Here is a 26178-nt window from a genome sequence, read left to right on the forward strand (position 1 = left end):
ACGGTAAAGAATCAATCTATGATAAAGAAAACACCTAAGGTTGGGATTTGGGTAGCGATACTCATTACCGCCTTCGTGGTTTCAGCGGTTGGGGCATTGCTTAGCAATGCCCCTTCTCTTGATATCAGCCAAGTATGGTCCGATCCCTATTATTGGCATGTAACGAAATTCAGTTTTTATCAGGCGACACTCTCAACGGCGCTGAGTGTTGGCTTTGCTATACCTATTGCTCATGCGCTGTGTCGTAGACAATTTTTGGGACGCGCTTTGTTGTTAAGGCTGTTCGCGTCGACCTTAGTCCTGCCGGTGTTAGTCGGTGTATTTGGCTTACTTGCGATCTATGGCAATAGTGGTTGGTTAGCTAAGTTTTTGGCGAACTTCGATATTGAATTACCATTTTCCATATATGGATTGAATGGTATTTTGCTGGCGCACGTTTTCTTTAACTTGCCTTATGCCAGTCGCTTACTTTTACAAGCCTTAGATACGGTGCCTGCCGAGCAACACAAGCTTTGTGCTCACTTGGGTATGAGTCATTGGAACAAATTCAGATGGGTTGAATGGCCTCGCTTAAGACAGCAATTACCACATGTGTGTGGCTTAGTCTTCATGTTGTGTTTTACCAGCTTTGCTACCGTGATGGCGCTAGGCGGTGGACCTAAATCAACCACTATCGAGCTCGCTATTTATCAGGCGATTAAATTCGACTTTGACCTTCAAGCTGGTGCCTTGCTCGCGATATGGCAAATGCTGCTGTGTGGTGTGCTAGCGGTGAGCATTCAACGCCTATCGAAGCCTATTTCAGTGACGGCTAGTCAGCTGTCGGAAGAGAAATATTTGGTTAAGGACAGCTGGTGGTCAAAAGCTTGGGATAGCTTTTGGATCATCATAGTCTCAATGCTGGTATTGCCGCCATTAGCTATGGTTATCGTCAGTGGAATTAACTCGCAGGCATTAACCGTACTCAGCAGCGAGCCGTTTTGGGCGGCGTTAATGACCTCGGTTAAAGTCGCGTCATTAGCAAGTGTTATCGCAGTTGGTATTGGTATCGCCATACTGCTGACTAGCCGAGCATGGCGTTTACAGAACAAGAATTTTCGAGCCGATAAAATCGAGCTGATTGGCACTATTATCTTAGTGACTCCGGGGCTGGTGATCAGTACGGGTATCTTCTTATTACTGCGTTCATTCACCGATGTATTCAGTTTAGCTTTCTTTATCGTGATTGCCGTCAATAGTTTAATGGCGCTGCCTTACGTAATTAAAACCTTGGCTCAACCTATGCTGCACTTATCTCAGCAGTACCAGTATGTGTGTGCAAGCTTGGGTATGACAGGTTTCACGCGTTTTAGGCTAGTGGAGTGGCGCGCATTGCGTAAGCCGATGGCACAAGCGTTTTCGATCAGCTTTATGTTGGCGATGGGTGACTTAAGCGCGATTGCTTTGTTTGGTAGCCAAGATTTTAGAACTCTGCCTTTGTACCTATTCCAATTGTTAGGCAGCTATCAAATGGAAGCGGCGGCGGTAGTTTCTGTGAGCTTACTGTTACTGAGTGTCGGCAGTTTTAGCTTAATAGAATTTTTATTTACTCGAAGATCTAAGCTCGATGCTAAAGAATTAAGGAACCGATGATGTTAGTGATGAAAGATGTGGATTACCACTATCACAGAGAGTTGTTTAGCTTTGATTTTCAAGCTGAGCAGGGCGATATTGTTGCGCTTATGGGGCCGAGTGGTGCGGGTAAATCTACACTGTTGGCGCTAGTTGCTGGTTTCATCGAACCTACATCGGGTGAGATCTCAGTGGCTGGGCAATCGCTTATTGGTAAAGAAGCACATCAGCGCCCATTGGCGATGTTGTTTCAAGAGCACAACCTGTTTGCTCACCTTACGGTGCGAGAAAATATTGGCTTAGGTCTGCATCCAGGTTTAAAGCTTACTGCAGCCCAAAAGCAAGCTGTGGAGCAAGCCGCAGCACAAGTTGGTGTTGCTGAGTATTTGGATAGATTGCCTGAGCACTTATCCGGTGGTCAACGCCAGCGTGTCGCACTAGCGCGTTGTTTTGTTCAGCCTCATGATATTTGGTTACTTGATGAACCTTTCTCTGCGCTTGACCCTTTGCTTCGCGAAGAGATGCTTAGCTTAGTGAAGCGATTAGCGGCAGAGCGAAATATTACGGTCTTGATGGTGACTCACCATTTAGGTGACGCACGCAGTATCGCAAATAAGTTTGTGTTTGTGGCGCTAGGCAAGGTGTTGGTTGAAGACTCGATAGAGGCACTGACGGCGGATCATCCACAGGCAGAGTTAAGCTCATTTGTTAAAGCGGGTGAGTGACGATTCATCACTCCTGGTTAATCTCTCTGATATTGAGTACGTAGAAAACAAAAAGACCTAGCATGTGCTAGGTCTTTTATTCACTCTATGAGTAAAGCGAGATAACGATTAGTCTTCTAGCTTTAGCTCTTTTAAGATTTGGAAGATCTCACGAGAAGACTTTGCAGGCTTGTTCGCTGATTTCTCTTTGTTAGCTTGGCGAGCTAGCTGACGAAGACGCTGACGGTCTGCTTCAGGGTACATTTCCATTACTTCTGAAATAGCCGCATCACCTTCAGCAACAACACGATCACGCAGTTGTTCAAGCTTATGTAGCTCAGCTGTTGCTTGTGAGTGTTTGTTACGTACTTTATCCAAAGCCGCTTGAATTGGCTCAGGATCGACATTACGCATTACTTTACCAATGTATTGAAGTTGACGACGCTTCGCTTCATTTTTAAAGCGTTGTGCATCTTTAATCGCTTGTGCCAAATCTTCAGACAGCGGAAATTTGTCTAATACAGAAGGCTTTAGACCAACAAGCTCTTCTCCCAGCTTTTGCAGGGCATCCATGTCCGTTTTCATTTCTGTCTTACTTACCCAGATGATTTCTTCTTCTGGTTCCCATGGGGCTTTTTGGTTTTTGCGAGCCATCTTTTCTGCCTATGTCACTATCTCAAACGAATATATTGCCTATTTTAGCAAGAATCTTGGGGAGAAAGCGAAATTCTTGTTATCCTACGTAATATTGACCTAAAAAATTAGAATAGATATGGATGTAAAACAGCAAGTCGCCCAGCAAAGAGTTGAGCTAGAAGCCGCAGTAGCTAAAGCGTTGGATATGGCATCAGTGAGTGCAGACGCAGCTGAGGTCGCTATTACTAAGTCAACGGGTTTAAGTGTTTCAACACGTATGTGTGAAGTGGAAAACGTTGAATTTAACAGCGATGGTGCGCTAGGTATTACTGTTTATCGCGGCCAGAAAAAAGGCAGCGCATCTACATCTGATCTGAGTGAAAAGGCTATTGCTCAAACAGTCGCGGCTGCGCTTGATATCGCTCAGTACACGTCTGAGGACCCTTTTGCAGGTCCTGCAGCAAAAGAATACATGGTAAAAGAAATTCCAGACTTGGATCTTTTTCACCCTGATGAACCAAACCCTGACTATGCCGCTGAGATTGCGATTGCTGCTGAGAAGCAAGCGTTAGCTTATAGCGACAAGATCAAACAGAGTGATGGCGCAAGCTATGACAGCCACTATGGCGTTAAGGTTTATGGTAACAGCCATGGCTTACTAGCAAGCTATGCTTCTAGTCGCCATAGCACGAGCTGCTGTGTAATTGGACAAGGCGCTAACGGTGAGATGGAGCGTGACTACAGCTACACCGTTGCACGTCACCGTGATGAGCTATGGACGCCTGAGCGCGTAGGTCAAGAAGCAGCAGAAAAGACCATTAGCCGTTTGGATGCGAAAAAGCTACCAACAGGCCAATACCCAATTATGTTCGCTAATGATGTTGCGACTGGCTTGATTGGTCACCTTGTGATGGCGATCAGTGGCGGTAACCTTTACCGCAAGTCATCGTTCTTATTGGATCATCTAGGTCAGAAAATCTTACCTGACTGGTTTAACATTTCTGAGCGACCACATATCCTGCGTGGTTTGGCTTCAAGCCCATTTGATAGCGAAGGCGTGTTCACTCAAGATCGCGAAATCATCACTGATGGTGTTCTGGCAACTTATCTACTGACGAGTTACGCAGCACGTAAAATGGACATGACACCAACAGGCCATGCGGGTGGTATTCATAACTGGTTCGTTAAATCGACCGGCCAAAACTTTGAGCAGATGTTAAAAGAGTTGGGTACGGGTTTCCTAGTGACTGAAGTGATGGGCCAAGGCGTTAATACCGTAACGGGTGATTACTCTCGTGGCGCTGCGGGTTTCTGGGTTGAGAACGGAGAGATCCAATACCCAGTCTCAGAAGTCACAATCGCAGGTAACCTAAAAGACATGTTTACTCAGATTGTTGCTGTGGGTAACGACGTAGAAACACGTTCGCAAATTCAAACGGGTTCTATCCTGCTTGAGTCGATGAAAGTCGCGGGTGAGTAATTCAATTAAAGCGAATCTGATGAATTAAAAAAGGGAGCCAATGGCTCCCTTTTTGTATTTACCGAGTCGGTAATCAAGCTAGATAAGTATGGTTGCTAAGCCTAAGAACACCGATAGGCCAATAACATCGGTTACTGTGGTCAGAGCCATACCGCCCGCAAGTGCTGGATCGATATTCATCTTTTTCAGCATTACCGGGATAGTTACACCAGCAATACCTGCGACAATCAAGTTAGTCATCATCGCCGCTGAGATGATACCTCCCAGTATCCAGTTACCTTTCCAAGCAACCACAATACCACCAATGATAACAGCCCATAACACGCCGTTTAGGAAGCCGATGGCCGCCTCTTTGAGTAGTAGTTCGCGTTTGTTACTATCACCGATATGACCGAGTGCCAAACCACGAATCACTAGAGCAACGGTTTGGTTACCGGCAACACCACCCATTGAAGGTACAATAGTCATCAGGACCGCAATCGCTGCCATTTGGTCGAGCGTTGCTTCAAACATATTCGATACCGATGCGGCAGCCAGCGCAGCAAGAACGTTAGCACCAAGCCACACACTACGACGACGAGCGGATTTTACGACTGGTGCGAAGGTATCTTCGTCATCGTCCATACCCGCCATACTCATCATTGAGTGCTCGGCATCTTCACGGATAACATCAACCACGTCATCGATGGTGATACGACCAACAAGATGTTGATTGCTATCGACTACTGGCGCTGAAACCCAATTACGACGTTCGAACAGGCTCGCAATGTCGGAAGCGCTGGTTTCAACCGCGATCGCTTCGTCTGCATCTTCCATCACCTCGGAAACTGCGACATCAGGCTGAGTCGTTACCAGTGTAGTAAGCGATAGGTTACCGATAAGACGTTCTTCTTCATCAATAACATACAGAGCGTCAGTTGCATCAGGCAGTTCGCCACGCATACGCATGTAGCGCAATACAACGTCAACATCGACATCACCACGAATTGTGATTACGTCGGTGTTCATTATCGCACCCGCTGAATCTTCAGGGTACGACAGGGCAGTTTCAACTAATGCACGATCGACGGAGTCCATTTGAGAAAGGACTTCGCGAGAAACATCGTCGGGTAGGCTTCGAAGTACGTATGCGACGTCATCGGTTTCCATACCTTCAGTTGCTTCTGCTAAGGTCTCCGGTGCCATTTTCGACACAAGAGCATCTTTGACGTCTTCGTTTAGTTCATCAAGAATTTCACCGTAGTCTTCAGGATCGGTGAGTTGCCAGAGTACGTCACGACTTTTGCGAGGGGAGGCTTCTAAAAGGTGTGCAATATCTTCAGGCTCCATGTCCTGAAGTTGTCGGCGTACGTGAACAAATCGGCCGTTTTCTAGGGCTTCGCTGACTTCTTGGAGGGTTTGGTGAGCTTGGTCGAATTCTAATTGCTCTGCCATATTTTCCTCCTATCTCATTATTCTAACAATGGTTGGAATAGTAACTTAATTCTGGGACTTATTTAAATCATAAACTTAGCTAGAACTAAGATTTAATATTGGTTGGTTCGTTGTTTGAGTCTTAGGCGTTGCGAGTGAAGCGTTTTCGCTACTCACCCTCATCAAACTTGTCTTCAATGAGATGACAGACGGCATCCAGTGCTTGCTGTGAATCGGTGCCTGCTGCTTGAATAGTAATATGTTGCCCTTGCGCTGATTCCAGCATAAGTAACCCCATTACGCTGTCTGCTGTCGCTGTTTTATCTTCTTCGCTATGGATCGTGATGGTTGCATCAAAGCTTTGTGCAAGCTCAACCAACTTTACGGCTGCTCTAGCGTGAAGACCCAAGCGGTTTTGGATCAGTACAGTTCGAGTTAATTCCATGGTTAGCCCTGTTGGTGCTTCTCTAGGGAGGCGTGTCTGATTTGAACTTGATGGCCAAGTTGCTCGAAGTACTCACCAATTTTCTGAGTTAGATAAACCGAGCGGTGTTTGCCGCCAGTACAGCCAATCGCGACCGTTAGGTAACTGCGATTGTTCTTCTCTAACATTGGTAACCACTGTTCAACAAAGCCTTGGATCTGTTGCTTGAGCTCTAGAACTTCTGAGTGTTCTTCAAGAAAAGAGTGAATTGGAGCATCTAGACCGGTTAGTGGTCGTAGTGCGGGTTCCCAGTGAGGGTTCGGCAAAAAGCGAACATCAAACACGTAGTCGGCATCACTTGGCAGGCCATACTTAAAACCGAAAGATTGAAAGACAATAATCAGCTCTTGCTTCTCTTTGCCTTCAACTTTAAAACGAACCTTTTCACTCAATTCGTAGAGGTTGCAGTCACTACTGTCAATCACAATGCTGGCGTGCTCAGCGAGAGGTGTCAGGAGTGTCTTTTCTAAATCAATCGCTTGCTCAAGAGAGAGCTTTTCTTGGCCGATCGATAAAGGGTGAATTCTGCGTGTTTCGCTGTAGCGCTTGAGTAACGTCTGCTTGCTCGCATCTAGGAATAAGACGTTCACATCGATATTAGTGGCAGAGTCTAGCTGTTCTAGCATCTCTGTGACTAACTGAGGCTCTTTCGGTAGGTTACGGATATCAATGCTAACGGCGACGTTTTGATTGATCTCACGTACTGATTCGACGAAGTCGTTGAGCAGGTTTACTGGAAGGTTATCGACACAGTAGTACCCCAAGTCTTCAAGGACTCGCAGCGCAACACTCTTACCGGCCCCCGATTGGCCACTAACAACGATTAATCGCATGTTATTACTCGCAAGTTGGCACTTGAATCATGATGTCGTAAAGCTCTTGATCGCTTTGAGCATTACGCAGCTGTTTAAGAGTCTGCTTGTCGTTGAGTCGCTCTGCCATACAAGAAAGGGTTTTTAGATGCTCCTTGCACTGTTCACTGGGAACAAGCAGGGCAAATAGTAGGTCGACAGGACGATTATCAATCGCATCAAATTCGATGGGATCTTGGCATTGCAGTAATACAGCAATCGCTTTATCACTGACATTCATACGAGCGTGAGGAATAGCAATGCCATTACCAATACCTGTACTGCCCATTTTTTCACGGCTCAACATGCACTCAAACAGTTCTGTTGAATCTTGACCACAGCTTTCTGCTGCGATCTGACTGATGAGCTCAAGGGCTCTTTTTTTGCTTGTGCATTGGACTGCACTTTTGGTGCAGTCCAATGAAAGTACTTCGCTTAATTGCATGTTAGTGACTACTTAGCTTTTCTTTGTGCTTGTTGAGTTGGCGGACGAGTTTATCAACCAATGAATCAATCGCGGCATACATGCTTTCATCTGTTGCTGTAGCATGGATTTCCCCCTGATTTATATGCAGGGTAGCTTCTGCGATTTGATTGATTTTCTCAACTTTTAAAACAACCTGAACGCTATTGATATGATCAAAGAAGCGCTCAAGTTTGTCGAATTTGGTGTGAACATAGTCTTGCATTGAATCGGTAAGATCAACGTGATGGCCTTGAATATTGATTTGCATAGACTTTCCTTTTCAGTTGGTTGCCTGATTATAGTTGCTAAGTAACTAGCGACTAAATGAGCTTATAGCAGGCGTTTACGCTGACTCGATGGGGCAATGCCCAGAGACTCACGGTATTTCGCTATGGTACGTCTAGCTACCTGAATTCCTTGGTCAGCCAGTAAAGCAGCAATCTTACTATCACTTAGAGGCTTCGCGGTGTTTTCCGCTGCGACAAGCTTCTTAATGAGTGCGCGAATTGCTGTAGATGAACATTCACCGCCATTGTCAGTGCTGACATGGCTTGAGAAAAAGTATTTGAGTTCGAAGATGCCACGTGGTGTATGCATGAATTTTTGAGTCGTCACACGAGAGATCGTGGATTCGTGCATATCAACAGCTAACGCAACATCATTAAGAACCATTGGCTTCATCGCTTCTTCGCCATGTTCGAAGAAATCACGCTGATGTTCAACAATGCATCGCGCAACTTTGAGTAGCGTCTCATTTCGGCTCTCTAGGCTTTTAATTAGCCACTTTGCTTCTTGCAAATTTGAGCGGATGTATTGATTGTCGGCGCTGTTGCCTTTACTGCCCAGATCAGCGTACTGCTGATTCACTTTCAACTTAGGAACGCTATCAGGGTTAATGGTCACTAACCATTTGCCAAGGTCTTTGAAGACAGATACATCCGGAACCACATACTCAGTTTCATCCGGGGTAATCTTACTGCCAGGGCGAGGGTCCAGCTGTTGAATAAGCTGCAAAACTTCACGTAGTTCTGCTTCTTTCAACTTGGTCTCTTTGATAACCAGTTTGTAATCGCGGTTGCCGAGTTGGTCGATATGGCTAGTAAGTACTAACTTAGCTTCGTTGAGCCAAGGCGTATCTTGGGGGAAGGTTGCCAGTTGCAGTAACAAGCAATCTTGCAGATTGACTGAACCAACACCTAGCGGGTCAAACTGCTGAATTCGTTTACGTACGGCTTCAATTTCATCAAGCTCGATCTCTTCATTGTCGAAGTTTTCAAGGATGTCTTCACAAGTTACAGTGAGGTAGCCATGGTCATCGATAGCATCTATTAATGCAAAAGCGATGCTTCGGTCAGTGTCAGTGAATGGTGTTAAGTCGAGTTGCCAAAGTAGGTAATCGTGCAGGCTTTGAGTCGTTTCGCCTTGATAAACCGGCATGTCGTCATCAATCGCAATACCCGTATTACCGGTGTTTGCGCTGTAGACGTCTTCCCAAGTTGTGTCGATTTCTAGTTCGTTGCCAATCTCTGATTTTTCGATTAAGTCTGAGCTATCAGGTAAGTCTTGCTCTGTGGCTTCAACTGCTTCTTTTTCGTCACTGCTAGGTTTTTCTTCCGATGTTGGCGTATCTTCATTGCCTTCTTCGACATCGAGTAGTGGGTTAGATTCAAGTGCTTCTTGAATCTCTTGTTGCAAATCTAAAGTAGACAATTGCAACAAACGAATCGCTTGCTGCAATTGAGGAGTCATTGCTAACTGTTGGCCTAGCTTAAGTTGTAATGAGGGTTTCATTCAGTGTGACTTACCTAGTTATTATTCTTAGAACTCTCGATACTCTCTATATAATCATAGACGGAATTGTTCGCCTAGATAAACTTGTTTAACTTGTTCGTTATTGAGAACATCTTCAGGAGTACCCTCAGCGATCAGGTGTCCTTGGCTTACGATGTAAGCTTTTTCACACACGTCTAATGTTTCACGAACGTTGTGGTCGGTAATCAAAACGCCCAAGCCGCGATCGCGCAGGTGAACAATGATTTTTTTGATATCGATTACTGAGATCGGGTCAACACCGGCGAATGGTTCATCCAATAGAATGAACTGCGGGTTTGCTGCGAGTGCACGAGCAATCTCAACACGACGACGCTCACCACCCGACAGAGCCATACCATTACTGGTGCGGATATGTTGGATGTGGAACTCTTCTAGCAGGTCTTCCAGCTTATCTTGGCGTTGCTCGTTGGTCATTTCATCACGGGTTTGTAAAACCGCCATGATGTTGTTCTCTACAGACAACTTACGGAAAATCGATGCTTCTTGAGGCAGGTAACCGATACCAAGACGAGAACGGCTGTGCATTGGCAAGATACTGATGTCTCGGTCATCAATGCTGATGGTACCTTCATCACGCGCAACTAGACCAACAATCATATAGAAAGACGTGGTTTTACCGGCACCGTTAGGTCCAAGCAGACCGACGATCTGGCCTGACTCTACCTGTAAGCTTACATCGGTCACAACCTTACGTTTACTGTAGGTTTTCGCTAGGTTTTTTGCTTTAAGAACAGCCATCGTTACTTATTCACTTCCGTTGGTTGTAAAACCGTTGACACTCGTTTGTTTTCACCACTGTCAGCGACTAATTTCTGAGAACCGATCTGGTAAGTGATCTTAGAGCCGCGAATGATGCTGCCATCTTGAGATAGCATCGCATTTTTGGTCATGATCAGTCGGTCGGCAATAAGCTGGTAATGTAGGTCATCAGCTTCACCGTAGAGTGTCTTACCGTCGTCAGTAAGCTGAGAGAAGGTTGCTGGCTTACCGAAGCCTTGAATCTCTTCAATCTCACCATTTACGGCGTTACGAGTAACAATAACCTTATCGGCATTGATATTGATGCTGCCTTGTTTAAGGTTCACATCACCAAGGAAAGTCACTTGGTTACTTTTCATATCCAATTGCTGGCTGTCTGAGTCAATGTAGACAGGTTGCTCGCTATCCGAAGACAGAGCATAGACATTAGGTGCCGCAAGGGTCAAAGCGAATAAACTAAGGTGTAAGAGTTTCATATCTACCTTGAACAGAATTAAAGAGGGTCGCATTGTTGGTACCGAAGTTACCTTTCATTGCTTGTCCCTCAGTTTCAAAAAATGTACCGATCATATGGACCGGAGTATCTGAATAAAAATCTCGGCTAGGCAGCTCAACAACCATTTTATCAGTGGTCATTGTATCGAAGCTGGCTTCTGGCAACAGGTTCTTTGCCACAACGTTGTCATAAAAAGTGACAACTTGATTCTTATCCATAATCGCGCGATCAGCGGTGACTTGCCATTCAATCGTGTGCCCTTCACGGAATACCGAAAGAACCGGGTTTTGAAAGTGCGTATCGCCAACCACTGAGTAGTGTTCTAAATACGTCGATTCAACCTGATAGCTGCGAATACCGCTTTCGTCGTAGCTAATGTTGTTCAGGCTTTTGCCACTAAACGCGGGAAGCTCCAAATTGGGAGCCACTTGTATTGTTGATGTTTGCTCTTTGTCGTACAGGTAATAGGTCGACCAAGAGGCAATAAATATGAGTATTAAATAGATAATACGAGTAAAACTCATATGCTTAAACCTTTATGCACGTCGAGTTCATTTCTTGCTTGTAAAATCAGGTCGCACACTTCACGTACCGCGCCATGTCCACCGTTAATGGTTGTCACGTAGTTTGCACGCTTTGCAAGTAGCGGGTGCCCATCTGCCACACAGACCTTCAAGCCAACTTTTTCCATTACAGGCCAGTCAATCAGATCGTCTCCGATGTAACCTGTATTTTCAGGGTTTACAGAAAGCTTATCGCAAATATCTTGGTATGCCTTAACTTTATCGTCTTGACCTTGATAAATTAGCTTAATGCCTAGAGCGGTCATACGATTCTCAACAATTTGAGATTTGCGACCCGTGATGATCGCGATTTCAATGCCAGCGTTCATCAGTGATTTTATGCCGTAACCGTCTCGAGTGTGGAAGGTTTTCAGCTCTTCACCGTTGTTGCCCATGTAGATACGACCATCAGAGAAGACACCATCGACATCGCAAATTAGCAGTTTGATCTCTTTTGCGATTGTAAATACATCTGAGTTAACAGTGCCGTATAGAGTTTCGACTGTCTGTGTCATTACATTACTCCTGCTTTCAGTAAGTCATGCATGTTTAACGCTCCGACTAATTTACCTTCTTGGCATAACATCAGGCCATTGATGCTCTTCGCTTGCATCAAGTTTAAGCCCTCAACTGCGAGCATGTTTGGCTCGGCTACGGTCGGGTTTAGCGTCATCACATCACCGATCTGCGTGTTATGGATATCAACGCGTTTGTCTAAGATACGGCGTAAATCACCATCGGTAAAAATACCGGCCATTTGGCCATCTTCACCAACGATGGCTGTCATGCCTAAGCCTTTCTGCGAAATCTCTAATAGAGCGTCTCGAACTAGCGCATCCGGTGCCACAACAGGCAGTGCGTCACCTGTGTGCATGATGTCGTCCAGTTTCAACAGCAGTTGACGACCTAAAGCGCCACCTGGATGAGACAATGCAAAGTCTTGAGCGGTAAAGCCTCGAGCCTGCAAAAGTGCAACGGCTAATGCATCCCCCATGACCAAAGTCGCCGTGGTACTGGTTGTTGGTGCTAAGCCCAGTGGACAAGCTTCTTCTGGTACTGAAATTTGTAAATGGATATCAGACAAGGTTGCCATGTTCGAGGCCGGCTTACCTGTCATGCTGATGATCTTTATGTTCAGACGCTTTAATACCGGGAATAGGCTGAGGATTTCCCCCGATTCGCCTGAGTTGGATATTGCAATCACAATATCACCAGGTTCGATCATGCCTAGATCGCCATGCGCTGCTTCACCTGGGTGTACAAAGAAAGCCGATGTCCCGGTACTTGCCAATGTGGCTGCGATTTTGTTGCCAATGTGGCCTGATTTACCCATGCCCATCACAACGACTTTGCCTTTGTTATTCAGGATAAGGTCGCAAGCTTTACAAAAATCATCATTAAAATATTGGTCTAATTGAGTGAGACCTGCAACTTCGGTTTCCAAAACTTGTTTTGCAACGCTGCGGTAATCAAATGGCTGAGACATCAAATACTCCAAGTACGGGAAGTTAAATCAACAATTAAGCCGACATGTTCATTAGTAGGTAAGCTTGGTAGGCCACGAACGTCACAATTAACACGCCGCCTTCAATACGATTCACACTACGAGATTTTCCTAGTGCCATCACAACAAGTAGTAGCGATACGCCTAGCATTACCCAGAAGTCACGACCCATAGCGAACTCGCTCAAGATCGAAGGGTTCAGGATGCCCGGGATACCCATAACAGCAAGGATGTTGAATACGTTTGAACCAATGATATTACCTACAGCCATATCATCTTCACCCTTCATAACGCCGGCTAGTGATGCTGCAAGCTCAGGCAAGCTAGTGCCTACGGCTATGATGGTTAGGCCAATGACAAGGTCGCTCATGCCGAAGTATTTCGCGATGATTACGGCATTATCAACCAGCATATCAGCAGCTAAAGGCAGGATGATCAGACCAATCACGACCCACATTGCAGCTTTAGGGTTACTTACGCCCTCTGGGATTTCTGATTCTTGCTCGTCAAGGAAGGCATCACCGTTCTTCTTCTCACTGCGGCTGATTTGCAGCATGGCAAATAAGAAAGCGGCGAAAAGAACAAACAACAACACGCCTTCATAGAAACCTAAATGGTTATCCCAAAGCAGTGCGCCAGCTAATAAAGTGACACCAATCATTAATGGTAGTTCACGGCGAATCACGCCAGAGCTAATCGATAGCGGCTTGATTAGAGCGGTAATACCTAAAATCAGCGCAATGTTGGCGATGTTTGAGCCTAATACGTTACCGACAGCAGTATCTGTTTTGCCATCAAGGGCTGCTGTCGCAGAAACCATCATTTCAGGAGCCGAAGACCCCATTGCTAAGATCGTCATACCGATAACTAGTGGTGAGATACCGAAGTTGCGAGCAAGAGCAGCGGCGCCGTAAACCAGCTTATCTGCACTCCACACCAAAAAACCTAGACCGATAATAAGAAACGCAATCGCTTCAAGCATGATGATTCCTAAAAAAATTAATAAAAAACGGAGAATTAACCGCTAATTTTGACCTGTTGCTAGATAAAAGGGAAGTCACTCGGCAAATTAATTACCAGTTAGCAGGCAAGAAAGAGAGCTCAATAGATAATTTTCTAATACTTTCAAATCCCTGCATAGATTCCTGTTTAATATGAATTAATTGAACAGTGCTTTTAATTCTAAAGTAGACTCATTATTATTGCAGCCATAATTGGCGTTTTTTAAAGCAAGGAAACAACAAAAATATGTTGAACACTGAGCTTGTGAAAGTTAATAACCTCAGCTTCTCACGCGGTGATCGCGTTATCTTTGATGACATCAGTTTAGAGGTGCCTCAAGGCAAGATAACCGCAATCATGGGGCCGTCTGGGATCGGCAAAACGACTTTACTGCGTTTGATCGGTGGGCAACTGCCGCCAGATAAAGGCGAAATTTGGTTTGATGGCGACAACATCCCTGCATTATCACGTCGAAAGCTGTATCAAGCACGTAAGAAAATGAGCATGCTATTTCAATCGGGTGCGCTTTTTACGGATCTCAATGTCTTTGATAATGTGGCGTTTCCACTGCGAGAGCACACTGAACTTAATGAAAAATTCATTCGTACCATCGTATTACTTAAGCTTGAAGCGGTAGGATTACGAGGGGCAGCGCAATTAATGCCGAGTGAGTTGTCTGGCGGTATGGCGAGGAGAGCTGCGTTGGCTCGTGCAATCGCACTGGATCCAGAACTTATCATGTACGATGAGCCGTTTGTTGGCCAAGATCCCATCACTATGGGCGTATTGGTTGAATTGATACGAAATCTCAATCAAGCCTTGGGCTTAACCTCGATTGTTGTTTCTCACGATGTGCCAGAGGTGATGAGTATTGCTGATTGGGTTTACCTCATGGCAGATAGCAAGATCATTGCTGCTGGGTCCCCTGACGAGTTGTACAACAATAGCGATCCGAGAGTGCAGCAATTCTTGCAAGGCGAAGCCGATGGCCCAGTACCATTTAGATTCCCAGCAAAGAGCTTAGAAAAGGATTTGTTTTAATATGATTGTTAAAACTATTGCGGGTGTCGGTAAGCGTACACTTGCGATCTGTGAGTCATTTGGTCGAGCAAGCCTGATGTTATTTGGGGCTTTGTTTGGCATCCCGCGACTAAAAAACTTCCCTTTATTAGTAAAACAACTTTATAGCGTTGGCGTTCAGTCATTGGCTATTATTTTAGTTTCGGGTCTGTTTATCGGCATGGTGCTGAGCCTACAGGGCTATGTCGTGTTAATTGACTACGGCGCTGAGGGTAACCTTGGCCAAATGGTCGCACTTTCACTCTTACGTGAGTTGGGGCCAGTGGTGACTGCGTTATTATTTGCAGGTCGAGCCGGTTCAGCACTCACGGCAGAGATTGGTTTAATGAAGGCAACAGAGCAGATCTCAAGCCTTGAGATGATGGCCGTTGACCCTCTTAAACGCATTATTGCACCACGTCTTTGGGCCGGGCTTATCTCAATGCCATTGCTTGCTATGATCTTTATGGCGGTAGGCATTTGGGGCGGCCAACTGGTTGGTGTTGATTGGAAAGGCATTGATCACGGCAGTTTCTGGTCTGCGATGCAGTCTTCAGTAGAGCTTGGCCGAGATATTGGTAACAGCATGATCAAATGTATGGTCTTCGCTATCACCGTAACTTGGATCGCACTTTTCAATGGTTATGACGCAGTACCGACTTCAGAAGGTATTAGTCAGGCAACCACACGCACTGTAGTGCACTCTTCTCTAGCGGTACTAGGGCTAGATTTTGTTCTTACCGCATTGATGTTTGGGAATTAATCATGCAACAAACTCGAAAATTAGAATTATGGGTCGGCACCTTTGTTATTGCCGGAATTTGCGCAATCTTAATCATGATCTTTCAAGTCGCTGACGTAAAAGGCATAGGCTCGAACCATACTTACAATCTAAAAGCGACCTTTGACAACATTGGCAGCCTAAAAGTTCGTTCTCCAGTGAAGGTGGGGGGCGTTGTTGTTGGTCGAGTTAAAAGCATTGAGCTTGATACCGAGAGCTACCTTCCTGTCGTTGAACTGTCTATTGACGGGAAATACTCACAATTTCCAGATACCTCTAGTGCTCAAATTTTAACATCTGGCTTAATTGGTGAGCAGTACATTAGTCTGGTTCCAGGCTTCATTTTTGATGATGAAGAGATGTTGGTCGATGGTGATTCAATTGAAGACACCAAGTCAGCATTAGTACTAGAAGATTTGATTGGCCAAGTGCTGTATAGCGTTGGTGGTTCTAATGACAGCGAAGCTAAGGAATAAAGATGATGTTGAAAACTATTAGTCATTTAAAAACTATTGGTTACTTGAAATCAATGTTTATGGCGGCAATGGCGTTGCTTATTTCTACCCAAGCCTTTGCTGCAGAATCGATTGACCGTACTCAGCCTTACCTGATGATGACTCAAGTTGCCGAAGTGGCATTTGAGCGTTTGAAGAGTGAACAAGACAACATCCACCAAGACCCAGAGTTATTGAAGGTCATCGTGGAAGAAGAGTTGATGCCTTATGTGAATGCACAATATGCAGCTCTTAAGTTACTTGGACCAAACTTGAAAGGCGCAGATAGAAAAGACGTGGGCGTGTTTATCGATTCATTCCGTAAATACCTGGTTTCTTCTTATGCCCAAGTGCTGACTCAATACACGGATCAGACGATTGAATTTGGTCCAGAACCAAAAATCAAAGCGGATAGCCGTATTACCAGTATCAAGGTTGATATCATCGATACGCCGCGACCAAACATTAAGCTTGAATTTAAGCTTCGCAAAGACAAGAAATCTGGCGAGTGGAAAGCATTTGATATGGTTGCCGAAGGTATTAGCCTGTTGTCGAGCAAGCAATCGGAGTGGAATACTAAGATTCGTCAAGAAGGCATCTTACAAGTTGCTGACGAACTAGAGAAATTAGCCGCACAACCGATTCGTTTTGAGAGTAACAAATAATGAGCCATTCTCAATGGCAAGCACTAAGCTCTAAAGAATATCAGCTGCTCGGTGATCTAGACCGAGACAGTGTTCCTGCAATCTGGCGTATATTGGAAAAGTGGCAAACGACGGAATCGAGCGTTGAAATTGACCTTAGCCATATAAATCGAGTCGATTCAGCAGGAATGGTGATGCTAATTCACTTATTAGAGCATGCAAAAAATCAAAACTGTCATATAATGCTCAGTTTCGTGCCAGAACAATTACGAACGTTGTTCCAATTGAGCAATATCCAGCCAATGATGGCAGAACACATAAAAAATTAGGCAGGAGCTATTTGTGGACAGCACAAAAGTACAAGAATTATTAGCAGAAGCACTGAACCTTCAGGAAATTTTCGTGAAAGGGGAAGGCAGTCATTACGAAGTTGTTGCGGTTGATCCATGTTTTGACGGCATGAATCGAGTTAAGAAGCAGCAACTAATCTACGGCCCACTAATGGAATACATTCAACGCAATGACATCCATGCTCTTTCTATTAAGGCTTTCACGCCGGAAGAGTGGGAACGTGATAAGAAACTGATGTCACTTTAAGGTTTATGATGGAAAAGTTTCGAGTTATTGGATCGGATAAGCCGCTAAGCGGTGAAGTGACGATCTCAGGCGCAAAAAATGCAGCGCTACCTATCTTATTTGCTTCAATTCTTGCTGAAGAGCCAGTAGAAGTAAGTAACGTTCCTCACCTACGTGACATCGATACTACGATGGAACTGCTTAAGCGTTTAGGCGCAAAAGTATCACGCAATGGTAGTGTTCATGTTGATGGCAGCGAAATTAATGAATTTTGTGCGCCTTACGATTTAGTGAAAACAATGCGTGCTTCTATTTGGGCTTTAGGTCCTCTAGTCGCTCGTTTTGGTGAAGGCCAAGTGTCACTTCCAGGCGGTTGTGCAATTGGTGCTCGACCTGTTGATCTGCATATCCACGGCCTAGAGCAACTAGGTGCGACCATTAAGTTGGAAGATGGTTATGTGAAAGCAAGTGTTGATGGCCGTCTGAAAGGCGCGCACATCGTGATGGATAAAGTAAGTGTGGGTGCCACCATTACTATCATGTGTGCAGCAACGCTAGCGGAAGGAACAACAGTACTTGATAACTCAGCGCGTGAGCCTGAGATTGTTGATACGGCTGACTTCCTAAACAAACTGGGTGCTAAAATTTCTGGCGCAGGTACAGATACGATTACTATCGAAGGCGTTGAACGTCTTGGTGGTGGCCAACACTCTGTGGTTGCTGACCGTATTGAAACAGGTACTTTCCTGGTTGCTGCTGCTGTTTCTGGCGGTAAAGTGGTTTGTCGCAACACCAACGCTCATCTTCTTGAAGCTGCCTTAGCGAAGCTTGAAGAAGCGGGTGCGAAGGTTGAAACGGGCGAAGACTGGATCAGCCTTGATATGACAGGTCGTGAGCTGAAAGCGGTGAAAATCGTAACGGCACCTCACCCTGGTTTCCCAACCGACATGCAAGCACAGTTTACTCTGCTTAACATGATGGCGAAGGGCAGTGGTGTTATCACTGAGACTATCTTTGAAAACCGCTTTATGCACATTCCTGAGTTACAGCGAATGGGTGCAAAAGCAGAAATCGAAGGCAACACGGCTATCTGTGGTGAAACGGAAAAGCTGAGCGGCGCTCAAGTAATGGCAACGGACCTTCGCGCATCTGCGAGCCTTGTTATTGCTGGCTGTATTGCTCAAGGCGAAACTATCGTTGACCGTATTTATCACATCGATCGTGGCTACGATAAGATTGAAGATAAATTGTCAGCCTTAGGCGCAAACATTACACGATTTCGTGAGTCGAGCTAACCTAGGTTAGTGAGTTCATGAATCAGTAAGATAAAAACATAAAAGTCGGAACCTTGGTTTCGGCTTTTTTATAGTTGTATTTACCGCAAGTAAATCTATTGATCACTTTTGCACGAATAGATGGATCAACTTGGCGGTCGGTGAGGAACAAAATGATAGCAATATTACGTATTTTCGCAGTGGCGATATTTGCGATTCTTATGTTTGTATTTGGTTGTGGTTACTGCCTATTAAGTCCACGCAACCCGAAACACGTATTTACCTTTGGCCGTTATTTCGGTCGCATGTCGAAGATCTTCGGCATGAAGTTAGAGCTTCGCATCCCAGAAGATGCCTACTCTCGCGGCCAACATGTTTATGTAGCGAATCACCAAAATAGCTGGGATCTATTCACGATTTCATCAGCGGTAACGCCAAAAGTGGTGACGGTTGGTAAGAAAAGCCTAGTGTGGATGCCGTTATTTGGTCAGCTTTACTGGTTGACGGGTAACATCCTAATTGACCGTGCTAACCGCAGCAAAGCGGTCGGTACGATTGATCAGGTCGTGACTAGCCTAAAAGAGAGTGATGTTTCAGTTTGGATGTTCCCTGAAGGCACTCGTTCTCGTGGCCGTGGTCTGCTACCATTCAAAACAGGTGCATTCCATGCTGCGATTGGTGCTGGCTTACCTATTATCCCTATCGTATGTAGCTCAACCGGTGGCGTGAAGCTAAACCGTTGGAACAATGGTCACGTGATTGTTGAAATGCTGCCACCAATCAGCACTGAAGGCTACGACAAGTCTAATGTTCGTGAACTGGCTAACCTAGCTCGTGAGCAGATGGCTGCTAAGCTTGAAGAGTTAGACAAAGAAGTGGTTGAGCTTAATAAAAAGTAATTATCTAAGCGAAACGATGAACAATAAAAAAGGTTGCCAACAGGGCAACCTTTTTTGTATCTGATAAACATCCAGCATTTTGCCAATTCGTTTACTAGAAACCGTTTATTCTAGAGATAAAAACCTATTTGCGAACCGCAATAGCTTCGATCTCGATACCTACATCTTTTGGCAGACGTGCTACTTCAACACATGAACGTGCAGGGTAGTTTGCAACGCCGTGCTCATCGAAGAATTTGCCGTAAACTTCGTTTACTGTGCCGAAGTCGTTTAGGTCTTTAACGAATACCGTTAGTTTTACGATGTCTTTTACAGTCAGGCCTGAAGCTTCAACAACCGCTTGAACGTTGTCTAGAGATTGGCGAGCTTGCTCTGCGATATCAGCAGATACTTCACCAGTTGCTGGGTTTACTGGGATTTGACCAGAAGTCAGTACCATGTTGCCAAGGTCAACACCTTGTACGTATGGGCCGATTGCAGCTGGAGCAGATTCTGTGTGAAGTACTTTAGTCATTGGTTTATTCCATCAGTTATTAGATAAAAATCAATTTTCAGTGTGCCTTCAAACTTTGGATAGGTAAAGCGCAAAATACCCCGCACAGGCGAGGTATTTGATAGTTTTTACATTCGGTCTTCTTTGCCGTATGACGTTATCTTTCTGTCACGATCTCGCGAGAGAAGACTTTTTCGCAATACTTACACTTCAATCGAATATCTTCTTTCTTTTCAAAGATCTTAAAGCTGCTTTCAACCGGTTCATTATGAGTAATACAGTTGGTATTTGGACACTCGAACACATCGTTGATTTGCTCAGGAAGTTCTAGTGGTAGCTTCTTAACCACTTCGTAATCTTCGATTTGGTTCACTGTTGCATGAGGAGCGTAAAGAGCCAGCTTGCTCGCCTGTTCTTCTGTGATAAATACATTCTCAATCTTGAGCAGGTCTTTTCCGCCTAGTGCAGAAGACGGCAGGTTTAGGCCAATCGTCACGCGCTGATGAGAATTGTGCATGTCGAACAGTTTTAGCACCTTGATCCCGATATTGGCTGGGATATGGTCGATAACAGTACCGTTTCTGATTGCTTCAACTTTTAATTGAGTCTCTTTAGACATGATATCTCTCCTCTACAGCGTTTCGTTAAGAACAAGGGCTAGCAATGCTTCACGAGCGTAAACACCATTCTCTGCTTGCTGGAAGTAGTAAGCGTAAGGTGTTTTATCGACATCGACAGTAATTTCATCAACGCGAGGAAGAGGGTGTAGAACCTTCAAGTTATCGCGTGCATTTTCCAGCATCGAAGCGGTCAGGATATATGCGGATTTGATGTGCGCATATTCTGACTCATCGAAGCGTTCTTTTTGAACTCGAGTCATGTACAAGACATCTAGCTCAGGAATCACATCTTCCATGTCCGTCAATAGTTGGTACTTGATGCCCGCTTCATCAAGCTCTTCGCAAATGTAGTCTGGCATCGCTAGAGCTTCTGGAGCAACGAAGTAGAAACAGATGTTGTCGAACTTCGCTAGTGCTTGAGTTAACGAGTGAACCGTGCGGCCGTACTTAAGGTCACCAACGAATGCAACGTTTAGGTTGTCGAGGCGGCCTTGTGTCTCAGCGATAGAGAATAGGTCTAATAACGTTTGTGTTGGGTGTTGGTTTGCGCCATCACCTGCGTTAATAACAGGTACACCGTTTGAGAACTCAGAAGCCAGACGTGCTGCGCCTTCTTGAGGGTGACGCATCACGTAAGCGTCAACGTATGAAGAGATAACCTGTACCGAGTCCGCTAGCGTTTCACCTTTCTTTGCCAAAGAAGTGTTACCACCACTGTCGAAACCAATCACATCACCACCGATGCGTTGAATCGCAGTTTCAAAAGAGAGACGAGTTCGCGTAGAAGGTTCGAAGAAGCAGCTGGCAACAACTTTGTTCTTGATGAGTTCTGGATTTGGTTCAGCCTTTAGCTGACCTGCCGTTTGAACAATTAATTCTAGCTCTTCACGAGAAAGCTCTGGAATTGAGATGATGTGCTTTTGATAGAGCGAATTCGCCATGATCTTCTTCCCCACAATAATGTATTGGCCATAAAAAAGCCCCCCATAATGGGAGGCTTTAAAAAAGTGCTGAAAAGCAGAATAGACGGCCTGGTAAGCATCTTAGCTTACGAGCAATATTTGGTGTTTTCACAATATTACTATGTGTTATCACAATATTGGTTGGCGTCATTTTCACTACTCTCAGACAAATTGCCGAGAATTATACGCTTTCAATTTGTGAGCGCAAGCGATTACATCAAGCTTTTGTTTACTTTCAGTATTCGCTATTGACCCAGTGTCGCAACCATTACTGCTTTGATGGTATGCATGCGATTCTCAGCTTCATCAAACACAATTGAGTAATCCGATTCAAAGACTTCGTCTGTTACCTCTAAACCGTTCATTCCATACTTATCTGCGACTTGCTGGCCGATCACGGTTTCATTGTTGTGGAAAGCAGGTAAGCAGTGCATGAATTTCACTTGAGGGTTACCAGTGAGCTTAATAACATCCATGTTCACTTGGTAAGGCGTCATAACTGCAACACGTTCGTCCCAAGCTTCTGGTGCCTCGCCCATCGAAACCCAAACATCAGTATAAAGGAAATCACAGTCTTTCACGCCTTCAGCAACGTCTTCCGTTAGAGTGATTTTGGCACCTGTGCTTTGCGCGATAGCTTGGCACTCTTCGACAAGCTGCTCTTCTGGCCAGAACGCTTTAGGCGCGACAAGGCGAATATCCATGCCCATCTTCGCGGCACCGACTAACAGAGAGTTACCCATGTTATTGCGTGCATCGCCTAGATAAGCAAAGCTGATTTGGTGCAGATGTTTTCCGCGGCCATGCTCAAGCATAGTGAGGAAGTCAGCCAAAATCTGAGTAGGGTGGAACTCATCGGTTAAGCCATTCCAAACTGGCACGCCCGCATAAGCGCCTAAGTCTTCAACGATACTCTGGCCAAAACCACGATATTCGATGCCATCGTACATACGGCCCAATACACGCGCCGTATCTTTCATTGATTCTTTTTGACCAATCTGAGAGCCAGAAGGACCAAGGTAAGAGACCTGAGCACCTTGATCAAAGGCGGCCACTTCAAACGCACATCGTGTTCGAGTTGATGCTTTCTCGAAGATCAAAGCAATGTTTTTACCGTTGAGTTTTTTCTGTTCCGTACCTGCATACTTAGCTTTTTTTAGGTCAGCAGACAGATCGAGTAAAAACTGAATCTCTTTAGGAGTAAAGTCGAGAAGTTTTAGAAAGTTACGATTGCGAAGATTAAAGGCCATCTCTCGCTCCTTGCGTATATAGAATCAATGAAGAACTTAGTTAAACATAAAAATGCTATATTTGTGAATATTTATTTTATTAATTTAATAAAAAAGGCCAGTAAATGAATACTGGCCTAGATAAGATTATAGAGTCTGTTTAACTGAGCTCTTTGACTTAGATACCATCTCTTTCGATAGGGCAACTCATACAGCGCGCGCCGCCACGACCACGGCCTAGCTCGTTGCCAGGAATCGTTAGAACTTCGATACCCGCTTTGTCGTATTTCTCATTGGTGTAAACATTACGTTCATAACCAATCACGGTACCTGGTTTCACCGTCAGTACGTTGTTAGCGTCATTCCACTGTTCACGCTCAGCTTCGTAGTTATCACCGCCGGTTGTGATGATCTTCAGTTGATCAAGGCCTAGTGCGCCTTCAATCGCTGACAGGTAGTTTTCAGCTTTCTCGACACGCATTTCACCATTTTCTTTTGGCGTTAGGCGCCAAGTATCTAGATCTTTGCGAACAATCTCTGGATAGACAGAGAACGTGTCGATATCCATGTGTGTCATCACCGTATCAAGGTGCATACAAGAGCGGTGTTTTGGTAGATCGATCGCAATCACTTCGGTAGCTTGGCCTGATCTAAATAAGCTAGCCGCTAGGTTTTCGACACCTTGTGGTTTAGTACGCTCTGAAATACCAACCAGTACCGCACCTTTACCGATAACCAGTACGTCACCGCCTTCAATGTTAGCGTTGTCGTAGTGAAGGTCTTCATCACCAAAGTACTTAATGAAATCTTGGCCTGCGAACACTGGGTGCCAGCGGTAGATAGCACGTAGGTGATTCGTTTCACGTTGACGTGCAGGTTTCATCATTGGGTTAAGCGATACACCGCCGTAAACCCAGCAAGAAGTGTCTCGCGTAAATAAGTGGTTAGGCAGTGGCTCGATAACGAAATCGAGTGGTCGATGCATTTTAGGCAGCATCGATGATGATTTGATAGGAAGCTCAGAGTAGGCCAAGCCACCGAGTAAGATCGTTGCTAGATGCTCATTATCCATTTGAGCAAGGTAGTTTCTTAGGTCACGGGCGAAAGTCGGCCCATAACGGAAATCTGAGATTTGAGTATTCAGTAACCACTCGCGAGCCTGAGATACGGCAAGCGTTTCTACTAGCAGGTCATGCAGCAATAGCACTTCTACGTCTTGGCTGCGCAGCGTTTCTGCAAAGGCATCATGTTCTTCACCAGCGGCTTCAACGGCAAGTACATCATCAAATAGAAGATCATGACAGTTTGAAGGGGTGAGGTGGGTGAGTGCTCTTTCTGGTCTATTTAGGAGAACTCGTCTCAATTGACCGACTTCGGAGCCAACGTACAGCTTACTCATTTTGCATCCTTACTATTAATCCAGCGTCTATTTATGACAAGCTTGTCCGTAATATGCAAGTTTTGTAGATTGAGTTAATACAAGGTATTTGGCTAATAATTGGTCATAAAACCTGTTATTTTTAAGTTTATACAGATTAAACTCCAACTAACTGGCTATCGAACGGAACAACGTTTTTGAGGATCTATGCTCAATTGATGGCTTGTTAGAATTGAATTTTGCTTATTAATCGTGATTTTTTATTCACTATTATGCATTTTTTGATAACAAGCTGAGGATTTATGCACCCCAAAAGCGGTTTAGCGTATGCACCTAACGTGACTAATCACGCAAGTTTTATTCAATAAGCTCTAAAGTGGCCACAAAAACGAAATGCTAAAATACGGCGCAGTTAATAAAATGTTGAAAATTTGTTTCTGTGATTTTGATTTCACTTTTGAATTGATATTGGCTCTGCGATCTCGCGATAAACTTACCTTTCTAGGCCTGATCTGGGTGGCTTTTCTGGACGATCCGTGCCATATTTCGTGGCAATCAAATTTGATCTTTTCATAGTCAACACTCTGGAGCAGACACATGTCTCACGAAGATGAATATCTATCAGTAGCGGAATTAATTGAATTTCAAAAGGAAGAGACTCGCGACATCATTACAGCATTAATTGAAGATGGTAGCGATCCTGAAGCTCTATACGATATCGAGCATCACCTATTTGCTGAAGATTTCGATGTGCTTGAGAAAGCGGTTGTTGAAGCATTCAAAATGGGCTTTGAAGTGCTTGAAGCTGAAGAGACAGAAGATGAAGATGGCAATAAGCTACTTTGTTGTGATGCAACGATGCAATGTACTCTGAATGCAGAAGCGATTGATGAGCAAGTTGAGAAGCTTGTAAACCTTGCAGAGAAGTTTGACATTATCTACGACGGTTGGGGCACTTACTACGAAGGTGAAGATGCTATCTACCCAGACGAAGATGATGAAGGCGAAGAGTAATTCTTTCCCAATTTTAAAAAATGCCAGCCTCGAGCTGGCATTTTTTTACCCTCAGAAAAATAAATGTCTTTATATGCATTCATTCATTATAATGCGGTCAAAATTGATCTAGCTCAAGGAATGATATGCGGTTGCTTCTCGATGGTCTTTGGCAAATTTCGCCACTGACGGATCTCTCTATCCCACAAGATGACATCACTTTTCCGGCTCCGTTAAGCTCAAAGCTACCTGATAGCTTGAGTGAAAATGAAATTGCAGAGCAAGAGTGGCACCTGATGCACGACATCGAAGTGGATGACGCTATGTTGGCGTGTCCATTTGTTGAGTTAGTGATGGCTGGAGTCGATTACTTTGCTGAAGTTCGACTTAATGGTGTGGCTGTGTTTGATTGTGATGGTAGCCAAGCTGAATACCGTAAAGATATCCGTCCTTATATGCAGTCCGGCCGAAACCGTTTCGAGATCCTTTTCCTTGAAGAAGAGGAGAGCTTATTGCTTGAAGAGGATATGGATGACTCTATCTCTTCACAGGCTATCGCTAAATCTGATTCACGCATCGGGATTTGGCAAGCGCCATACCTGCAGTTCGTTCGAAACGTCAAGCTAGAGCAAGTGGTCACAGAACAGATCTGGCATCATGGTGGTGGCTGTGAGTTTAAAGTGGATGTTATCTATCAAACGCTAAAGGCGGGGTTAGTATCGGCATCCATCAAGTTTAATGGTATGACTCTCGTAATGCCGATCGATGTGCGCGCAGAACATACTGGCGTCGTGTTCCAGGTCGAAGCTCCTATCATTTTTGATATTGAGAATCCTAACCCTAAGCATCTATACCCATTAGAAGTGGTACTTGATGGGCAAGAAGAGAGTTCTTTTGTTGCCTTGAACCCAACCTCTTGCGTCAGTAACTTTCTACGTTAACTCCGTATATTTTAGCGCTATCTTCTTCCGCTA

At 44.8% G+C, this 26178-nt stretch carries 31 protein-coding genes; 13 read left to right on the forward strand and 18 right to left on the reverse strand.

Annotated elements, in window-relative coordinates; all coding sequences use genetic code 11:
* The first annotated feature begins 18 nt into the window (after positions 1–18).
* Both thiP and thiQ read left to right on the forward strand, forming a co-directional pair.
* Positions 19–1632, forward strand: a complete 1614-nt coding sequence (gene thiP / locus OCV20_RS01750; protein WP_162290818.1) for a thiamine/thiamine pyrophosphate ABC transporter permease ThiP — start codon at positions 19–21, stop codon at positions 1630–1632.
* On the forward strand, positions 1632–2336 hold the full coding sequence (gene thiQ, locus OCV20_RS01755; RefSeq protein WP_048618652.1) for a thiamine ABC transporter ATP-binding protein: 705 nt from the start codon (positions 1632–1634) through the stop codon (positions 2334–2336). Before thiP ends, thiQ begins: the two co-directional genes overlap by 1 nt.
* 108 nt (positions 2337–2444) lie before the next feature.
* Here the strand turns inward: thiQ and yjgA are convergent, their stop codons facing one another.
* A complete protein-coding gene (gene yjgA / locus OCV20_RS01760; RefSeq protein WP_017058909.1) occupies positions 2445–2969 on the reverse strand; it encodes a ribosome biogenesis factor YjgA in 525 nt (174 codons plus the stop codon).
* A gap of 118 nt (positions 2970–3087) precedes the next feature.
* Here yjgA and pmbA point away from each other — a divergent pair, with 118 nt between their 5' ends.
* Complete coding sequence (pmbA, locus tag OCV20_RS01765; RefSeq protein WP_017058910.1) at positions 3088–4431, forward strand: metalloprotease PmbA; 1344 nt, start codon at positions 3088–3090, stop codon at positions 4429–4431.
* A 78-nt stretch (positions 4432–4509) separates the two neighbouring features.
* Here the strand turns inward: pmbA and mgtE are convergent, their stop codons facing one another.
* From mgtE to OCV20_RS01825, 12 genes are all read right to left on the reverse strand, one after another.
* A complete protein-coding gene (gene mgtE, locus OCV20_RS01770) occupies positions 4510–5865 on the reverse strand; it encodes a magnesium transporter (RefSeq protein ID WP_048605905.1) in 1356 nt (451 codons plus the stop codon).
* Positions 5866–6013: 148 nt separating this feature from the next.
* Entirely contained in the window at positions 6014–6289 is a 276-nt protein-coding gene (locus tag OCV20_RS01775; protein WP_017066670.1) for an HPr family phosphocarrier protein, read from the reverse strand.
* Between the two features lie 2 nt (positions 6290–6291).
* On the reverse strand, positions 6292–7161 hold the full coding sequence (gene rapZ, locus OCV20_RS01780) for an RNase adapter RapZ (protein WP_048612605.1): 870 nt from the start codon (positions 7159–7161) through the stop codon (positions 6292–6294).
* A 4-nt stretch (positions 7162–7165) separates the two neighbouring features.
* Entirely contained in the window at positions 7166–7624 is a 459-nt protein-coding gene (gene ptsN, locus OCV20_RS01785; protein ID WP_048605899.1) for a PTS IIA-like nitrogen regulatory protein PtsN, read from the reverse strand.
* Position 7625: 1 nt separating this feature from the next.
* Positions 7626–7913 carry a ribosome hibernation promoting factor gene (hpf, locus tag OCV20_RS01790; protein ID WP_009847742.1) on the reverse strand — a complete coding sequence of 96 codons (288 nt, stop codon included), beginning with the start codon at positions 7911–7913 and terminating at the stop codon, positions 7626–7628.
* A 62-nt stretch (positions 7914–7975) separates the two neighbouring features.
* Entirely contained in the window at positions 7976–9436 is a 1461-nt protein-coding gene (locus OCV20_RS01795) for an RNA polymerase factor sigma-54 (protein WP_086775225.1), read from the reverse strand.
* Positions 9437–9490: 54 nt separating this feature from the next.
* Positions 9491–10216 (reverse strand): LPS export ABC transporter ATP-binding protein, encoded by a 726-nt coding sequence (gene lptB, locus OCV20_RS01800; protein ID WP_004735304.1) that lies wholly within the window; start codon positions 10214–10216, stop codon positions 9491–9493.
* Between the two features lie 2 nt (positions 10217–10218).
* Positions 10219–10713 carry a lipopolysaccharide transport periplasmic protein LptA gene (gene lptA / locus OCV20_RS01805; RefSeq protein ID WP_048605896.1) on the reverse strand — a complete coding sequence of 165 codons (495 nt, stop codon included), beginning with the start codon at positions 10711–10713 and terminating at the stop codon, positions 10219–10221.
* Positions 10694–11257, reverse strand: coding sequence for an LPS export ABC transporter periplasmic protein LptC (gene lptC, locus OCV20_RS01810; protein ID WP_019821456.1), 564 nt, complete (start codon positions 11255–11257; stop codon positions 10694–10696). Before lptC ends, lptA begins: the two co-directional genes overlap by 20 nt.
* Positions 11254–11811: a 3-deoxy-manno-octulosonate-8-phosphatase KdsC gene (kdsC, locus tag OCV20_RS01815; protein WP_086775224.1), complete on the reverse strand. Its 558-nt coding sequence runs from the start codon at positions 11809–11811 to the stop codon at positions 11254–11256. Before kdsC ends, lptC begins: the two co-directional genes overlap by 4 nt.
* Complete coding sequence (gene kdsD / locus OCV20_RS01820; RefSeq protein ID WP_017632284.1) at positions 11811–12782, reverse strand: arabinose-5-phosphate isomerase KdsD; 972 nt, start codon at positions 12780–12782, stop codon at positions 11811–11813. Before kdsD ends, kdsC begins: the two co-directional genes overlap by 1 nt.
* 34 nt (positions 12783–12816) lie before the next feature.
* A complete protein-coding gene (locus OCV20_RS01825) occupies positions 12817–13782 on the reverse strand; it encodes a calcium/sodium antiporter (RefSeq protein WP_050622165.1) in 966 nt (321 codons plus the stop codon).
* Between the two features lie 266 nt (positions 13783–14048).
* On the opposite strand from OCV20_RS01825, the gene mlaF reads away from it, so the two are divergent.
* The 8 genes from mlaF to OCV20_RS01865 all read left to right on the forward strand — a co-directional run bounded on the left by mlaF (position 14049) and on the right by OCV20_RS01865 (position 19529).
* The gene (mlaF, locus tag OCV20_RS01830) at positions 14049–14843 is read left to right on the forward strand and encodes a phospholipid ABC transporter ATP-binding protein MlaF (RefSeq protein ID WP_086775223.1); all 795 of its coding nucleotides are present in this window, start codon (positions 14049–14051) and stop codon (positions 14841–14843) included.
* Position 14844: 1 nt separating this feature from the next.
* On the forward strand, positions 14845–15624 hold the full coding sequence (mlaE, locus tag OCV20_RS01835; RefSeq protein ID WP_046224440.1) for a lipid asymmetry maintenance ABC transporter permease subunit MlaE: 780 nt from the start codon (positions 14845–14847) through the stop codon (positions 15622–15624).
* Between the two features lie 2 nt (positions 15625–15626).
* Positions 15627–16118 (forward strand): outer membrane lipid asymmetry maintenance protein MlaD, encoded by a 492-nt coding sequence (mlaD, locus tag OCV20_RS01840; protein ID WP_017058921.1) that lies wholly within the window; start codon positions 15627–15629, stop codon positions 16116–16118.
* Positions 16119–16171: 53 nt separating this feature from the next.
* On the forward strand, positions 16172–16801 hold the full coding sequence (locus OCV20_RS01845) for an MlaC/ttg2D family ABC transporter substrate-binding protein (RefSeq protein ID WP_108721731.1): 630 nt from the start codon (positions 16172–16174) through the stop codon (positions 16799–16801).
* Positions 16801–17109, forward strand: a complete 309-nt coding sequence (locus OCV20_RS01850; protein WP_019821470.1) for an STAS domain-containing protein — start codon at positions 16801–16803, stop codon at positions 17107–17109. The genes OCV20_RS01845 and OCV20_RS01850 overlap by 1 nt, the downstream gene beginning before the upstream one ends.
* A gap of 13 nt (positions 17110–17122) precedes the next feature.
* Complete coding sequence (gene ibaG, locus OCV20_RS01855; protein WP_017058924.1) at positions 17123–17377, forward strand: BolA family iron metabolism protein IbaG; 255 nt, start codon at positions 17123–17125, stop codon at positions 17375–17377.
* Positions 17378–17385: 8 nt separating this feature from the next.
* Positions 17386–18651 (forward strand): UDP-N-acetylglucosamine 1-carboxyvinyltransferase, encoded by a 1266-nt coding sequence (gene murA, locus OCV20_RS01860; protein WP_048605883.1) that lies wholly within the window; start codon positions 17386–17388, stop codon positions 18649–18651.
* A gap of 152 nt (positions 18652–18803) precedes the next feature.
* Positions 18804–19529 carry a 1-acylglycerol-3-phosphate O-acyltransferase gene (locus tag OCV20_RS01865; RefSeq protein ID WP_017058926.1) on the forward strand — a complete coding sequence of 242 codons (726 nt, stop codon included), beginning with the start codon at positions 18804–18806 and terminating at the stop codon, positions 19527–19529.
* 124 nt (positions 19530–19653) lie between these two features.
* On the opposite strand, the gene OCV20_RS01870 is transcribed toward OCV20_RS01865, so the two are convergent.
* The 5 genes from OCV20_RS01870 to arcA all read right to left on the reverse strand — a co-directional run bounded on the left by OCV20_RS01870 (position 19654) and on the right by arcA (position 24232).
* Positions 19654–20043 carry a RidA family protein gene (locus OCV20_RS01870; RefSeq protein WP_004735319.1) on the reverse strand — a complete coding sequence of 130 codons (390 nt, stop codon included), beginning with the start codon at positions 20041–20043 and terminating at the stop codon, positions 19654–19656.
* A gap of 136 nt (positions 20044–20179) precedes the next feature.
* A complete protein-coding gene (gene pyrI, locus OCV20_RS01875) occupies positions 20180–20641 on the reverse strand; it encodes an aspartate carbamoyltransferase regulatory subunit (RefSeq protein ID WP_017058927.1) in 462 nt (153 codons plus the stop codon).
* A 12-nt stretch (positions 20642–20653) separates the two neighbouring features.
* Complete coding sequence (pyrB, locus tag OCV20_RS01880) at positions 20654–21583, reverse strand: aspartate carbamoyltransferase (RefSeq protein ID WP_012604860.1); 930 nt, start codon at positions 21581–21583, stop codon at positions 20654–20656.
* A gap of 266 nt (positions 21584–21849) precedes the next feature.
* Positions 21850–22854: an ornithine carbamoyltransferase gene (locus OCV20_RS01885; protein WP_050647041.1), complete on the reverse strand. Its 1005-nt coding sequence runs from the start codon at positions 22852–22854 to the stop codon at positions 21850–21852.
* Positions 22855–23011: 157 nt separating this feature from the next.
* Positions 23012–24232: an arginine deiminase gene (gene arcA, locus OCV20_RS01890; protein ID WP_019821481.1), complete on the reverse strand. Its 1221-nt coding sequence runs from the start codon at positions 24230–24232 to the stop codon at positions 23012–23014.
* Between the two features lie 576 nt (positions 24233–24808).
* Between arcA and rraB the strand changes: the two genes are divergently transcribed.
* Together rraB and OCV20_RS01900 are read left to right on the forward strand one after the other, a co-directional pair.
* Entirely contained in the window at positions 24809–25225 is a 417-nt protein-coding gene (gene rraB / locus OCV20_RS01895; RefSeq protein ID WP_017058930.1) for a ribonuclease E inhibitor RraB, read from the forward strand.
* A 125-nt stretch (positions 25226–25350) separates the two neighbouring features.
* Complete coding sequence (locus OCV20_RS01900; protein WP_086775222.1) at positions 25351–26145, forward strand: glycosyl hydrolase 2 galactose-binding domain-containing protein; 795 nt, start codon at positions 25351–25353, stop codon at positions 26143–26145.
* Positions 26146–26178: the final 33 nt, after the last annotated feature.

Origin of the sequence: Vibrio coralliirubri (assembly GCF_024347375.1) — a bacterium.
Taxonomy (GTDB): Bacteria; Pseudomonadota; Gammaproteobacteria; order Enterobacterales; family Vibrionaceae; genus Vibrio; species Vibrio coralliirubri.